General features: G+C 46.8%; 6 protein-coding genes. 5 read left to right on the top strand and 1 reads right to left on the bottom strand.

The genetic code is table 11. The features are described from left to right. The first annotated feature begins 120 nt into the window (after positions 1 to 120). Genes J2Z66_RS18315 through J2Z66_RS18300 form a run of 4 tightly spaced genes read left to right on the top strand, consistent with a single transcriptional unit; the run spans position 121 to position 9,051 of the window. Positions 121 to 1,500 carry an ABC transporter substrate-binding protein gene (locus J2Z66_RS18315; RefSeq protein ID WP_209972926.1) on the top strand — a complete coding sequence of 460 codons (1,380 nt, stop codon included), beginning with the start codon at positions 121 to 123 and terminating at the stop codon, positions 1,498 to 1,500. Positions 1,501 to 1,559: 59 nt separating this feature from the next. Then, entirely contained in the window at positions 1,560 to 2,435 is an 876-nt protein-coding gene (locus tag J2Z66_RS18310; RefSeq protein WP_209972924.1) for a carbohydrate ABC transporter permease, read from the top strand. 4 nt (positions 2,436 to 2,439) lie between these two features. Beyond that, positions 2,440 to 3,261: a carbohydrate ABC transporter permease gene (locus J2Z66_RS42755; RefSeq protein WP_209972922.1), complete on the top strand. Its 822-nt coding sequence runs from the start codon at positions 2,440 to 2,442 to the stop codon at positions 3,259 to 3,261. A gap of 15 nt (positions 3,262 to 3,276) precedes the next feature. Continuing rightward, positions 3,277 to 9,051 carry a glycoside hydrolase domain-containing protein gene (locus J2Z66_RS18300; protein WP_209972920.1) on the top strand — a complete coding sequence of 1,925 codons (5,775 nt, stop codon included), beginning with the start codon at positions 3,277 to 3,279 and terminating at the stop codon, positions 9,049 to 9,051. Positions 9,052 to 9,251: 200 nt separating this feature from the next. Here the strand turns inward: J2Z66_RS18300 and J2Z66_RS18295 are convergent, their stop codons facing one another. Next, positions 9,252 to 10,148 (bottom strand): AraC family transcriptional regulator, encoded by an 897-nt coding sequence (locus tag J2Z66_RS18295; protein WP_209972918.1) that lies wholly within the window; start codon positions 10,146 to 10,148, stop codon positions 9,252 to 9,254. Between the two features lie 213 nt (positions 10,149 to 10,361). Between J2Z66_RS18295 and J2Z66_RS18290 the strand changes: the two genes are divergently transcribed. Then, complete coding sequence (locus tag J2Z66_RS18290; protein WP_209972916.1) at positions 10,362 to 15,218, top strand: DUF4838 domain-containing protein; 4,857 nt, start codon at positions 10,362 to 10,364, stop codon at positions 15,216 to 15,218. Positions 15,219 to 15,227 lie beyond the last annotated feature (9 nt).

Below are 15,227 nucleotides of genomic sequence, written 5' to 3'. Positions count from 1 at the left end.
CCATGTAATATTATCCACCTGGGGCTGAAAGATTCTCTATTTAACAATTATTTAACAGGGTTTAAAATCAGTGTAGTTCATCTTGTAAGCAGTTACACAAAAACAGGAGGGTTATAGAAAATGGTGAAATTAGGTTTAAAGTTAGGTTCAAAGAAAGCTCTGGTTCTGTTGATGTCCATCCTGATCGTGTTGGTCATGTCTGCATGCGCCGGCAAGAAAACAGAAGAGACAGGGGCTGCAACTGCGACTGCGACTCCCGAAGAGACTGCAAAAGGAACTGCAGCAGGTACAGCAACGAGTCAGCCCGCAGCAAAGGTGAAGTTAAAGGTGATCGGTCATGCAAGCTGGTTTAAAAGCGGCTGGGAAGCCATTCTCAAAGATGCGGAGGAGCACGGCTTTGAGCTTATTGTCGAAAAGGTGCCGGATACGGAAGCAGGAAATGATCTGATCAAAACCAGATTTGCCACCAAGGATCTTCCAGATATTTTGCTGTATAGACCGCGTGCCATTACTAAAGATTTTGGCAACCCTGACGATGTGGTGGTCAATCAGGAAAACCAGCCATGGATGGCAAATTTCCCTAAGGATTCATGGAAGGGAGCTCTGGATGAAGCGAATGGTAATTTCTACGCAGCACCTTATTGGGGCTCCAGCGTTGCAGGCGTGCTTTACAATAAAAAGGTATTTGCAAGTCTGAACCTGGAAATCCCCAAAACGTATGAAGAATTTCTGGCTGTCTGCGAAGCTCTTAAAAACGGTGGGAAAACACCTGTGTTTTATTCAGGCAAGGACGCATGGACACTGCAGCTGCTGCCATTTACCTACGCCTCCAAGAAAGGATATACGGATTTGGCTGCAGATATCAACACGAACAAAGCCAAATTCACCCAGTATGACAATATGAAGAATGGGATGCTAACCTTGCTTGATTTGAAAAATAAGGGCTACATCAACAAGGATTATTTATCCGATACGTACGACAACGCGGAGCAGGCAGTAGCTACAGGTACAGCAGGGATGTATCATATGTCAACCTGGATGATGGATGATATTGTAAAGAAATTCCCTGAACATGTGGAGGATATTGGGTTTTTCATCATGCCATTAGACGGAAATGACAAGGACATTGCTCCTGTATTTGCTCCGCAGGGCATGTATGTGGTGAAGGGGCCGAATCAGGAGGCAGCACAAAGGTTTGTGAATTATTTTGAATCGATTGACACGCAAAACTTGTATTTCAGCAGCGAGGGCGGTATTCCGCTGATCAAGGGGGTAACCAAAACCAAGCTGACTCCAGCAGAGCTTGAAGGCAAGAAAGTCATTGATGAGGGCAGAGGGATTGCCAACTGGGAGACTAGCTTCAATTATTCCTATGGCGATTTAGGAAGTGCTCTGCAGGATGTGCTTGTCGGTACGAAAACACCCGAGCAGGCACTTAGCGGATTCGATAAAGAATTTTTGAAAAATGCAAAAGCTAATAACGATCCGAACTTCAAATAAGAATGCAACGAAAGGGGGACCGCTCTCTGGCGGTTCCCGAGATCATACGAGGTGCTGTGATGAACAAACTGATGAAACACTATTATACCCACTGGCTGCTGCTGCCAGGGCTGCTGCTTTTTATTGGTTTATTCATTATTCCATCGCTGGGCAGCTTTTACTATGCGTTTACAGACTGGAACGGACTGCGTGTCACCCGGTTTGTCGGCTGGGAAAATTTTCTGAATTTATTCGATGGCGGCGACAATTTTTTGGCTTTTAAAAATACCCTTATTTTTACCGTCATCACCACCTTTTTCAAAATTACCTTAGGGCTGCTGCTGGCTATTTTACTGAATATGAAATTACGCAGCACGATGTATTTAAGAACTGTTTTTTTCTTTCCTGTTATTTTAAGCACCGTTGCGGTTGCGCTCGCCTTTTCAGCGATTTTTCACCCCTCTCATGGCCTTTTAAATGAATGTTTAAGGCTGCTGCATTTGGATAGCTGGACGCAATCCTGGATTACGAATCCCCACATTGTTATCTATTCCGTGAGCATGGTTGAAATCTGGAAATATGCAGGACTTCATATGATGCTTTTATTAGCCGGATTGCAATCGATATCCAATGAGCCTTATGAAGCTGCGACCATTGATGGTGCGAATGCCTTGGAGAAATTCCGTTATATCACGATCCCCTTGATGATACCCATTATTAAAGCTAATATTTTAATTTCCTTAATAAGCGGGCTGAAGGTGTTTGATATTGTCATCGCCTTGACTAACGGGGGGCCTGGAGGAGCTTCCAATGTGATCAATACGATTATTTTCAAAAGCTTTGCGGCTCAACGTTATGGTGAAGGGACAGCGGCAAATCTGCTGCTTTTCATCCTGATTCTTGTGGTCGTGCTCATATTGAATAAAATTCTGAGTAAAAAAGAAGTGGAGGTATAGCGAGGTGAGTCCTGTATTAAAAAGACTATCTTTTGAAATCGTAGGTATTCTCTTTAGTGCCTTGATCATCATTCCCACTCTGCTGATTATTTTGAATTCGTTTAAGAATTCTACGGAAGCTGCCAATCTGGCGTTTTCACTGCCAACTAAGTGGCATATATTCGATAACTACGCCAAGGTGTTTGAAATCGCCCAGGCCTCAACAGCGTTCTGGAATTCATTGATCATTACGGGAAGCAGTGTAGCTTTGGTTCTATTGCTCTGCTCTACATCGGCCTTCATCATTCAAAGAAGAAATGACGGGTTTACCAAGGCCGTTCAAGCTTTATTGCTTTCAGGCATTGTACTGCCCTTATCGATCATTACCACGTATGTGTTTCTCTACAAATTACATTTGACAAGCTCGTTTCTCGGGATTATTTTATTGTATACAGCAACGATGTACCCGATCGTTACTTTTCTGTATATAGGATTTTATAACAGTATTTCTCGCGATATTGATGAGGCGGCGATCATTGATGGAACTAGCGGCTTCGGTTTGTTTTTCAGGGTCATTTTCCCGCTGCTGCAGCCCATGAACGCAACGGCTGTTATTCTCACCTTCATTACGGTCTGGAATGATTTTGGAATTGCTGTTTATTTCCTGAATTCCGCAAGTAAATACACGCTTGGTTTAACTGTATTTTTCTTTTTCGGCGAACATTCGAGTGATTGGAATTTAGTATTTGCGGATTTGGTTGTAGTGTCGGTTCCAGTCATTATTGCTTACTTGTTTTTGCAAAAATATATTGTTTCTGGATTAACAGCGGGCGCTGTAAAAAGTTGAAGGAGAGGGATGGATATGATGTCTAAGAGGATAACAAGTAGGCCGGTTACATTATTAGTCGTATTTTCACTGGTTATTTCGCTGTTTGGGGGAATGGGTCTTCCTTCGGCTCATGCGTCAGCTGCCATGATATGGACGGTAGACAGTTTGACGAAGATTTTTCGGGGGACTGTGCCTCCGGAGCATCCCTCTACAAACATTCACTTATTAACAGCCCGGAATGAGGTCCGAGCTGCCCAAATAGCGATCAGATCCTCTGCAGAGCTGACGGATGTATCGGTCACAGCAGGGCCCTTAATGGGGCCAGGCGGGAGCATCATTGACGCCTCGAATATTAGCGCCATGTTTGTGGACTATATTGAGCTGCCCTCACATACCGACCAGCTGCCTCCAGAGAAACAGGTGAACGCTCCCGACGGAAGCATGTATTATCCGGATCGCATCGGGAACGAAGCTTCACTGAATGTGGCAGCGAATACAACACAGCCGATTTGGTACAGTGTGTATGTACCCAAGACGGCCGGCCCAGGCACCTATACCGGAACGGTGGCGGTACATTCGAATGAAGGCGATGCTTTAGTTGATGTGCAGCTCACTGTATATGATGTGGTATTGACCGATCCGAACAAATCGGCTTATAAAGTGGATAATTGGTTTTCTTCGGCTGGCTGGGATCCGAGCACCTGGATGGCCTTAGAGCATGAGTATGGCGTCACCAGATGGTCGGACGGCTGGTGGACGCTCATGAACAACTTTGCTCTATATATGAAGCAGCACCGCAACAATACGATATGGGTAGACCCAATTGCCTTTCTGGAACCAGATACTCAAATAGATGATAGCGGCACTTATTCATTTGATTGGACCAAGTTCGACAGATTTGTGCAAATGTTTATTGATGCCGAAGCAATGAGTCGTTTGCATGGAGTAAGTATTTTCAACGCCAAATCTAATGGCAGGTTCCAAACGCAAATGCTGACGAAGGACAATGGGGTGACCAAGCTGGCGCATGCACCAGCACAATCGCCGGAGGCTGAGGCCTGGCTGGATGTGTATCTGCCTGCCCTCAAGGATCATTTGGCTGCCAAAGGCTGGCTGGACCTATTCTATCAAAGCGGCGGGGATGAGCCGGGCAACGATACGGACCGCGCTGACGACAACTGGTTATACGACAAAGTGCATGCGCTTGCACCGGGAATCAGAACGATTGAGGCGAACCATATTTTTTCATCGGCCTTTGATGGCAAATTGGATACTTATGTGGTGAAGCAGGATGTGTTCGACGCGAATAAAAGCTATTACAAAACAAGGCAAAGCCTGGGGGATGAAGTGTGGCTCTACATTTGCAATCTGCCCACGGGCAACTATCTGGTGCGGAATATCGACGCCCCGCTGGCAGATTTGATATTGCCGCACATTTACACGTTTAAGAACGGGTTAACCGGTTATTTGCACTGGGGCTTCAATTATTGGAATGCGCCGGATGTGCTGCATACAGCAGATACGCCTTATCCGGGAGACAGCTGGCTTGTGTATCCTGATAAAAGCAATCTGGATCTGTTCAGCTCCATCAGAAGCGAAATCCAACTCGAAGGCATACAGGACCATGAGTTGCTGCAAATGCTAGCTGTTGTTAAACCGGACGCGGCTAAGCAAATCGCCGATTCGCTAGTGAACAGCGGCTCCAGCTATAATGTGGACGCGAACTCGATTTTGCTGGCAAGAAAGGCCATACTCGATCTGTTGACGAACCAGGCTGTGAACGTGACCGATACCGATGATGCCAGCAGCTTCGACGGAATTTACAGCCAAACGGAGCAATGGGCCCTTGAAACAGCGAATCCGAATACATCGGGCGGCGATCTCCACCGGATCGTGCGCAAAGAAAACACAGATCAATCTCTCGTCTACTATCGTCCCAACATCAGAAAGTTTGCTGCTAAACTGTATTCGGATTCTACGGATGAAATAGAGTTCTATGCTTCGGCAGACAATAAAAAGTGGACGCCGATTCCTATCAGGATAGGCGAACAGGTAGAGACGGATTGGGGCTGGCACGGTATCACTGTGACTTCCGGTAAAATACCATGGGGCACCTATTATTTGAAGGTTGTGATCAAGGGCAGCAACGCCAACAGCTGGTCGCCTCAGCTGGGTGAGCTTGCAATCACTTATGGCTATGAAGTAAGCGAGCCGGAAAGCCTGATTGACAATAACGGATTCGAGGCTGGACTTTGGCCGATCAGCAAGGGGGCTGAGATCGATACCTCGGTGAAGCATATGGGCAAACAAAGCGCGAAAATCACGGCAGGCAGTGAGGGCAGTGGGGAGCATGCTCTGGTAAGCGAACCTGCAGCCATCGATAAGAAGAAGAAGCATTCTTTCTCCATATGGCTGAAAACGGATCAAATCTCCACTCCGGATGGGGTGAATGTGCAGCTGATGCAGTTGGATGCCCAAGGAAACGAGCTTGGGCTGTACAATGAGGCAGGAAGACCATTGATTACCGGAGGCACGCAGGATTGGACCGAATATACAATTGACAATATCCGTACATCGGCTGCTGCTCTGCAGGTTATTGTAACGACGAAGCCAGGCGTGACCGGCACCGTGTGGGTAGACGATGTTGTGCTGCTGGACCAGACTTTGCTTGAAACATTTATCGATACTTTGGACGATTTCGATTCGATCGCTGAGCATTCCGGCAATTTCTTGCTCGCCACAACAAATCCTAACACAACAGGCGGGGATGGAAGCAGGCTGATGAGAGGCGACAATACGGAATCATACATTGTTTATAACAAACCTAACATCAGAAGCTTCAGTGCGAATATATACTCAGACTCTACAGATTTGCTCGACTTTCTTGTTTCACCGGATAACTTGACGTGGACACCGCTACCTGTCACAAGCAGCGTACGTACAGACACGGATTGGGGATGGTTCAAAGTAACCAAATCGGCCGCCGATATTCCGCAAGGCACCCAATACTTAAAAATTGTGTTTAAAGCAAGCAACGCTAATCATTGGTCTCCGCAGCTTGGCGATATTAGCATAGCTTACGGTTTCGAAGCTTCTGAACCGGATAGTCTTGTCCCGAACAGCGGGTTCGAATCTGGATTATGGGAAACAGGGCAAGGAGCTGAATTGGATACAGCTATCAAACATATGGGCGCGCAAAGCGCTAAAATGGTTGCGGACGGCGGTCCCCGTTTTATCGCCAGCCCGATCGCTCCAATTGGAAGGAATAAAAAGCATTCCTTATCGCTGTGGCTGAAAACCGATCATATTTCCACAGTGGACGGCGTGCAAGTGGAGCTGATGCAGCTGGACACTAAGGGGAATGATATCGGTTTGTATGAAGCGGCAGGCAGCAGGCTGCAGACCGGGGGAACCCAAAATTGGACGGAGTACAGAATCGACAATATTGCTTCTTTAGCCGCCAGCCTGCGGGTAATCGTGCGGACGGCAGCGGGAGCTAGCGGAACTGTGTGGGTAGACGATGTCGTCATCGCTGATAGTGAATTCGCTGCCAGCTTTACGGATACGCTTGATAGTCTGGAGCACGTATTCAGTAAATCCGAGAGTCTGGGAATTGAATCCGCGAATCCGATTGTGGCAGGCGGAGATGCAGGCAGACTTTCGAGAACACAAAATACGGATCAGTATGTGGTCTATTATGGATTTAATATGCGCAGCTTTAAGGCTCAGTTTTACTCGGACTCTACAGATAATGTGGATTTCTATACCTCCCATGACAATCAGCATTGGGAGCCGTTAACGGAATATGACAGTGTTAAAGAAGATACAGATTGGGGCTGGTACAGGGCGACCAAATCAGCAGACAATCTGCCATGGGGAATTCATTATTTGAAAATTGTGATTAGAGGAGATAACGAGACGCACTGGTCGCCGCAGCTGGGTGAAATAAAGATTGAAGCCGGATATGGTGATGTACAGCCTCCGCAATCAGTAAATCTGTTGCAAAACAGCGGGTTCGAGCTTGGGCTTTGGCCAAAGCAGCAAGGCGCCGCTGCAGATTCTGCGGTTAAGCACAGCGGCGATTACAGCGCGAGATTGACAGCAGGCACCGAGGAAGCCTTTATTGGCAGTGATAAAGCGGTGATTGATGCAGAGAAATCATACACGTTGTCGTTGTGGCTTAAGACTGCGGGCCTCTCCCAGACGGAGGGGGTTAAGGTGGATATCATACAGGTGGATGAATTGGGGCATGATTTAGGATTGCTTAACACAGGCATTGTTTCGGGTACAGGGGGAACTAATGATTGGACGAAGTTTAGCGTGAATAATTTGGATCAGTTCCATGAGAACACAGCGGCTCTGCGAATCCTTGTGAGAACGGCTGCTGATAGCACCGGAACCCTATGGGTAGACGATGTGGCCTTACTCGAATCGCCCCATGTCGCTTCGAACAATGCTGATCTGAAAGTATTATCCTTGAGTCATGGCAGCCAAGCCTATGTGTTGACGCCTGTTTTTCCAAACGCGAGTGATAATAAGTACACCCTGCAAGTAGAGAACGCAGTCACATCTCTGGATATCTCAGCGGTTACGAAGCATGGTAAAGCGAAGATAGCGATCAACAGCGGCGAAAAAACAGTTGCAGAGGCCAGCCAAACAGTGGATCTGGTTGTCGGAACGAATACAGTGACCCTAGACGTAACGGCAGAAGATAATGTGCAGCATAAAAGCTACACGGTGCAGGTGATTCGTGCGGAGCCACAAACGCCGGTTTCACCGCAGCCTACACCGCAGACCAGTCCATCGCCGGGAGACCATGTTACTCAGCCGGATAACCCTGCTCCTAATCCTAACCTTACTTCAAAGGTGGTAATTTGGAATAAAGGGGGAACGGTATCGCTGAATAAAGCGAAGGTTGAAATTCCGGCGAATGCTCTCACACAGAACACGAAGGTAACAATAGAAAAATGGAACAACACGGCTTCGCTTCCCAAAAATGAAAACAGGATTCTGGTTAGTGATGTGGTTGTATTTACGAAAGAGGTGGCTGGCGAATTCAAAAAAACGGTTAGCATTTATTTGCCTTACACACTCGGGCATATCGATTTAGAGCATTATGACCTTGTACTCGCGGGGCTCAACGAGTCAACTGGAAAATGGGTACCTTTGAATCACATTCAAGTGGATCAAAAATCCGGATTGGTCAGTGGGGAAACTACTCAATTCGCCAAGTTTGCCATTTGGGCGGAACCCAAGGCCCAAGCTCCATTCGTTCAGCCAGCTGATATAGCGGGTCACTTTGCGGAAGCAGCGATTCTTCAGCTTATATCGGAGGGAGTAATAAATGGTTACTCCGACGGGACATTCAAGCCTGAAAAGCCGGTAACAAGAGCTGAGTTTACAAAGCTGCTTGCCAAGGCTTTGAAGCTTTCGGATAAGGATGTCAGCAGCAGCGTTGCATTTGCAGATCAAGCTGAGATTCCTGATTGGGCTCAGGAGAGTGTAGCCTTGGCAGTACAAGCCGGTTTCATTACTGGCTATGAAGACGGAAGCTTCCGGCCCAACGCACAAATTACCCGGGCAGAAATCGTTGCGATGATCGTTCGAGCCTCAGGCTTACCGCTTGTTACTGACACAGCAACATCATTCAGTGATGACGGCAGGATTCCAGCTTGGGCGAAAGCATTTGTAGTGACAGCAGTGAAGCATGATATTGTCCATGGCCGTGACGGCAACCGCTTTGCTGCCAACGAAACAGCATCCCGAGCGGAGGCGGCAGTGTTACTGACAAATTTGCTGCAAAAGTAAATTACGTAACTTATAGCTCCAGTTAACAGCGGGCCAGCCTGTTGAGCAACCTCAGCAGGCTGTTTTGCTTGCAGCAGACGATTTCGGGCTGATCCCTTCAATCGTGTCAAGCATAGAACTAACGAAAAAGAAGCCCATGGGTTTGTTACAGGGCTTCTTTTAGTCATTTTTGCTCTACACAATTTGCATGATGCCGAACCTTAAACAAAAGTATGAGCCTTCAACGTTTTAGAATATTCAGATGGGGTCATGTCGGTAGCTTTTTTGAAGTGGCGGGAGAAGTAATGGACACTGCTGTATCCAAGAAGTTCAGCTATTTCAGTGATATTGTAGGCTTCTTCGCGAATGTAGATTTTGGCATGATCAATTTTCAGCTGGTTGACATATTCAATCAGACCGATCCCTGTTGTTTTTTTGAAAATAATGTTAATCTGCGTACGCCCTATTCCAAATTCCGCGCATAAGTGATCCAGTGTAATTTTTTTATGCAAATTTTCTTCTAAGTATTTAATAATTTTTTCAGAAAAATGGATCGCCTGGTTTTCTCTGGTTGAAGTGGACAAAGCTTTTTCATGCTTTGTTTTTTGTTCTTTGCGTATTAGTTGGATCAGTATGGCTTCGAGCGATATTTTAAAAAGCTGTTCACTGGCAAAGGAAGCTTCTTTTTTGAATGAAAGTACTTTTGGAGAACTGTCGGTGGGGTTGGGGCCGAAGGCATCCAGTCCTTCTTTCATAAGCTGGGCAAGAATGGAGCGCTCGTAATCACCAAGATGAAATAATTTGTTGTTAGCAAAATAAGCCATCGGGTTGGAATTACATACAAAAGAAACAACAAAAATATTGGGGGCGATTTTGCCATTGCTTTTTAATCGGTGAAATTCGTTCGGTTCGTGAAATAGTAAATCTCCTTGTTTGATCGCGTAATATCCCGAATCCGTCTCGACTTCAATCTCCCCTTTATCCACATAAAGCAATTCCCAAAAATTATGTTTCTCGCCCGAATATTTGAATGTCTTGGAAAGCTCGTAGTAATAACAAGTAACAAGACTGCGGATCATGATTTCTTCTCTGAGTTTATAACGTTTATAGTTCATCATGCACCTCCCTCATTCTTTCCTTCTCCCCTTCATAGTACAAAAATATCGTTCTATAATGCAAGTGGAAATGCAAAAAAAACGATTAAGAAGCTAAATATTAAATGGAACGAATCATGTAAAATAATCATCAATGGAGAGTCTTTGTCAACAATCGACTATTCAGACGTTTGGTTCAGGTGTTTACCACTATGATAATAGGAGATGATAATTCTAATGAGCATGAGATTGAGACGTGTACTATCGTTGCTAATGTCATTTTGTATCATGATCACGGCTGTGCTGCCCTTTAGTTCCGCAGCTTTTGCAGCAAGTGATACAAGCGAAGTGAGTGATGAGCTTCAGCTATCCGATCTGACGGGGCATTGGGCAGAGCCTGTCATGAGCAAATGGATCGGTCAAGGGCTGCTGCAAGGATATGGCGATAACCGGTATCATCCGGAGCAGGCAGCAACTAGAGCAGAATTCGTTGCTTTGATCAATCAAATTTTCAAATTTGCCGAAAGCTCGGAGCATCCCTTCTCCGATGTAAAAGGCGATGACTGGTTTGCAGAGGCAACTTCCAAAGTATTTGCTGCTGGAATTATTGAAGGTGTAGGCGATGGCAGATTCGATCCCAACTCCTATATTTCCCGTGAAGATGCGGCTGTGATCGTCTCGAGAGCTTTTGAAATCGCTATCAGCGAACAAGGCACAGCGGGCTTTACAGATGAAAGCTCTATATCCTCTTATGCGGTTAAAGCGGTTAACGCACTTCATGCACAAGGGTATGTGCAGGGAAGAGCAGATCAGCAATTTGTTCCTAAAGGGAACATCACAAGAGCCGAAATTATTCAACTTATCGATAATGTGATGGGCACGTTAGTTAACGAAAAGGGTACTATCAACCAAGATATCACTGGAAACCTGGTCGTAAACACGGACGGCGTAACGTTGAAAGATCTCGTTGTTTCTGGCGATTTGTATATCACTCAAGGTGTAGGGGAAGGAGAACTCACTTTAGAAGGAGTTACGGTTAAAGGTAAAACCTATGCAATGGGAGGCGGCAAGAACAGTATCATCGTTCGAAACTCGTCACTGCAAGGGACACTCATCGTATATAAATGGAACGGACAAGTGAGAATTGTTGCTTCAGGAACAACCGAAATAGCGCAAACGATCATGCGATCCGGAGGAATCCTGGAGGAAGTTGATCCTGCTAATAATGAGAGCGGTTTCGTAAATGTTGAGGTGAACATCGCTGACACTGTGGAACCTAAAGATGTCAAACTGCTAGGAACTTTCCGCCAGGTGCTAAATACTGCGAACGGTGCAAACTATGATTTAGGATTGAACGCAGTCATCGGCACTTTGTTATTTGAGGCAGCGGCGCATTTTAAAGGAAAAGGATTGATTAAATTAGCCAAGCTTCATGTAAGCGGTGTAACGCTGGAGCAATGGCCGGATGAAGTGAGCTTTGCAAGTGGAGTGTCGGCTACAATCGCTTCGCAATTAGTTACAGAGGATAAGCGTAAACAGGTGAAGGCTTCAGGCTCATCTACGGGGGGAGAAACCACCCCGTCGCCAAGCCCGACACCGGACCCGGGGGGGCCGACAAGTCCGCCGCTGCAAATTGTGGACAATGGTCAACCAGCAGCTGTAATAAGGGTAGCGTTGAATGCAGATGATCAGACACAGGATGCGGCGGCCAAGCTGGCAGCGTATATGAAGAAGTCTACGGGAGCGGAGCTTCCGATTCTGATTGATGATCCTGCTTCAGTGGAAAGCCTGCCTGCCGGTATCGAGGTCGAAATCTATGTAGGTGCCCAGGGGCTGCCGACAGGTGAAGGCCAGGTGAATCCGCTTGCCGGGATGGATGGAGACGGCTTCGTTATTCAGCAGAATGAAGCGCGTATTACGATAGCGGGTCCGACCTCATGGGGAACGGAGTTTGGCGTTGATGAGTTTCTGGAGCGCTATGTAGGTGTACGCTGGCTGGCACCAGGGGAAGATTGGGAAGACGTGCCGCAGCATACAGATATAGCGGTACCTGCAAACGATTTGATTCGCCAGGAGCCAGCGTTCTTCTCCCGTGAATTTGATACGCATGCTACCAACACGCCAGAGCGTGCAGACTGGGCTCGAAGCAACCGGATGCATGGACGCGTTGAATTCAAGCATAATTTATTTAGTTTGTTCCCGCCTGAGAAATACAAGACTTCCAATCCGGAATTTTACCCGGCAGGAGCTTATCTGGACACGCATGGCGGCTGGCAGCCGTGTTTTACAGCAGAGGGTATTGTGGATGAAGCGATTAAGAATATTAACGCCTATTTCGCCGCTAATCCAGAGGCTACCTCGTATTCACTGGGTGTAAATGATGGTATGGCTAACGGAAGCGGTTATTGTGAGGATAATCCGAGCCATCCTGATTACCCGGATAAAGTCAATTCAGTCGGCTTTACCGATATGTCTGATATATACTATAACTGGGTAAATGAAGTATCCAAAGGCGTGTTTGCTGTGAACCCGGATAAATATTTGGGACTTCTCGCGTATGTGGAGGTATATGATCCGCCGGCGAATATCACGCTTGATCCGCGGGTCATTGTTTATATTACGGATGATCGTCTATCCTGGGGAGACCCCAATTTGAAGACCGCAGGACATGAGGTAACAGAAAACTGGGTGGAAGCAGCCCCGGGACTGTCTTATTACGAATATTTATGGGGAACCCCCTATATGGTTCCAAGAACTTATTTTAATATCATGGATGACAATTATAAGTACGCTAAAAACGTTGGTGTAACTGCCCAGTATGCGGAGATGGTGCCGAATTTCGGAGAAGGACCAAAGCCTTGGCTTTCGACCCGGCTGCAGTGGAATCCTGATCAGGATACAGAAGCTCTGATCGACGAATGGTATGAGCGTGCTGTTGGGGAAACAGCGGCTGAAGATTTGGCAGCTTACTATGAGATCTGGAGAGATTTCTGGGAAAATCGGATGTTCGATACGAAGTTTTATTCTGACTGGGCACAATCCGAACCGCGCATGAACTATATGAACTTCCTGGATGACAGCTATCTGGAGGCGGTCACGCCTCAGGATATAGCATTAAGCCGCAGCCTGCTGGAATCGGCTGTTGCCAAAGCTGTAACTGTGAAGCAGAAGAAGCGTGCTGAGGCACTGCTGCGTTCCTTTGAATACTACGAAGCATCTTTCTTAAGCCACACGGTGGAGAAAACAGCTGTACCACAGCCAGCGGATGAGACGGCAGCGATCACACTTGTACAGAAGGTTATGGAGAAAATAAGGCTGGCGGAAAAGCGGAGGGATCTGATTGTGTCTTTCAAAGACGATCCGTTCTTGCAGCAAGCTTTTAGCCCCTATATTGTTGACAGCAAAACCCTGGGAGGGTACACACGCATATGGTCAGGTATATCCAAAGCTGAAATGGACGCCATAGTAGGCTGGCTGAAGCAAGAGGATGCAGAAGGAGCCGTTCATCTGCTGCTCAAGGAGTTGTCCTTGAATGATCCGGTTGAGTCTGTACGCAGACATACTTATATCATGCTAAGGAGTGCAGATCCGAATTCGAGAAAGCTGATGAATGCGAATCCTGGCTTTGAGCTCGCTGGAGCTACAGCGGATTTGGCTGATTCATGGAACTTATGGCTGTACAACGGTGTGGAGATGAAGAGAAGCAATGAAGTGAAAAGGAACGGAGCATACAGTATTAAGGCTAAAGGAGTCAACTTTGGCGGTCTTATTCAAGTGGTGCCGGTTCAGTCTGGCATTCATGAGCTGTCTTTTGCCTACTATTCGCCAGAAGGTTCAACAGGCAAAGGAACCATTCGATTGCAGCTTGATTTCTGGAGTGCTACCAATCAACACTTAGGTACAGTTAGACCTTATCTGGAAACGAAACGGATCGCAGATACTGCTGGAGAATGGGTAAGCATGTATTGGGCAGGCGAATTGCCCGAGGGAATCGTCAGGGTAGAAGCCTATGCTCTACTGGAGAATATGGATGCGAATCAGGAAGTCTACATTGATGATTTCTTCCTCAACCGGTTGAGTCCTGATGAGTACGAGAACAACCCGAAGATACCAATTAACCAGAATTCATCCTTCGAATTTGCAGGGGCAACTCCAGAGACGTCCGATTCCTGGACCGCATGGGTATATCAAGAGGATGGTACATTGCAAAGAAGCACTGATGCGAAAAAGAGCGGAGATTTTGGCCTTGAAGCCAAAGGCATAGGTCTAATCGGTGGTGTTTATCAAATGGTGCCGGTTCAAGCTGGTGTTCATGGGATGTCGGTCGCTTATTATACACCAGGGGGATCAACTGGCAACGGCACTATCCGGCTTCAGTTTGAGCAGTATAATGCAGAGAATATACATTTGGGGAATTTGACGCCTGCCGGAAAGCTTATCAGCAATACAGCAGGAGACTGGACGATCATAGATTGGGTTGGCGAGTTTGCTGAAGGGGTAACGGCAGTGAATGTTAACGTTCTATTGGAAAATATGGATGATGAACAAGAAGTGTACCTGGATGAAGTCAAATTTTATCGCTTGAGTCCGGATCTGTACGCTGACAGTCCGAAAACTCCAATCAATCTCAACCCATCCTTCGAAAGCGGAGGTGTAACTCCAGAGGCTGCAGACCCTTGGAACTTATGGCTGTACAATGGTCTGGAGATGAAGAGAACGGATGAAGAGCACAAGAACGGAGATTACAGTCTTGTAGCGAAAGGCATCAAGTTTGGCGGAATTATCCAGGATGTGCCGGTTCAATCCGGCGTTCATGGGATGTCGGTAGATTATTTCTCCCCGGCGGGCTCTGCGGGGGACGGCACGATTCGACTCCAATTTGATTTCTATGATGCGCAGAACGCCAATTTGGGTTCAGTGAAGCCTGGAGCGAGGCGCATTATGAATACCGCCGGGAACTGGTCGACCATCGATTGGATGCTGGGACTGCCGGCGGGAACTAGCAGAGTGACTGTGTATGCCATCCTGGAAAACTTCGATGATGAGCAGAAGGTCTACTTGGACAATGTTAATTTCTATCGGCTTGAACCGTAATCAACTGTG

The sequence above is a fragment of the Paenibacillus eucommiae genome, assembly GCF_017874215.1.
GTDB lineage: Bacteria > Bacillota > Bacilli > Paenibacillales > NBRC-103111 > Paenibacillus_AI > Paenibacillus_AI eucommiae.
Note: the sequence above shows the minus strand (reverse complement) of the source record. Positions and strands in the feature narration are given on the sequence as shown.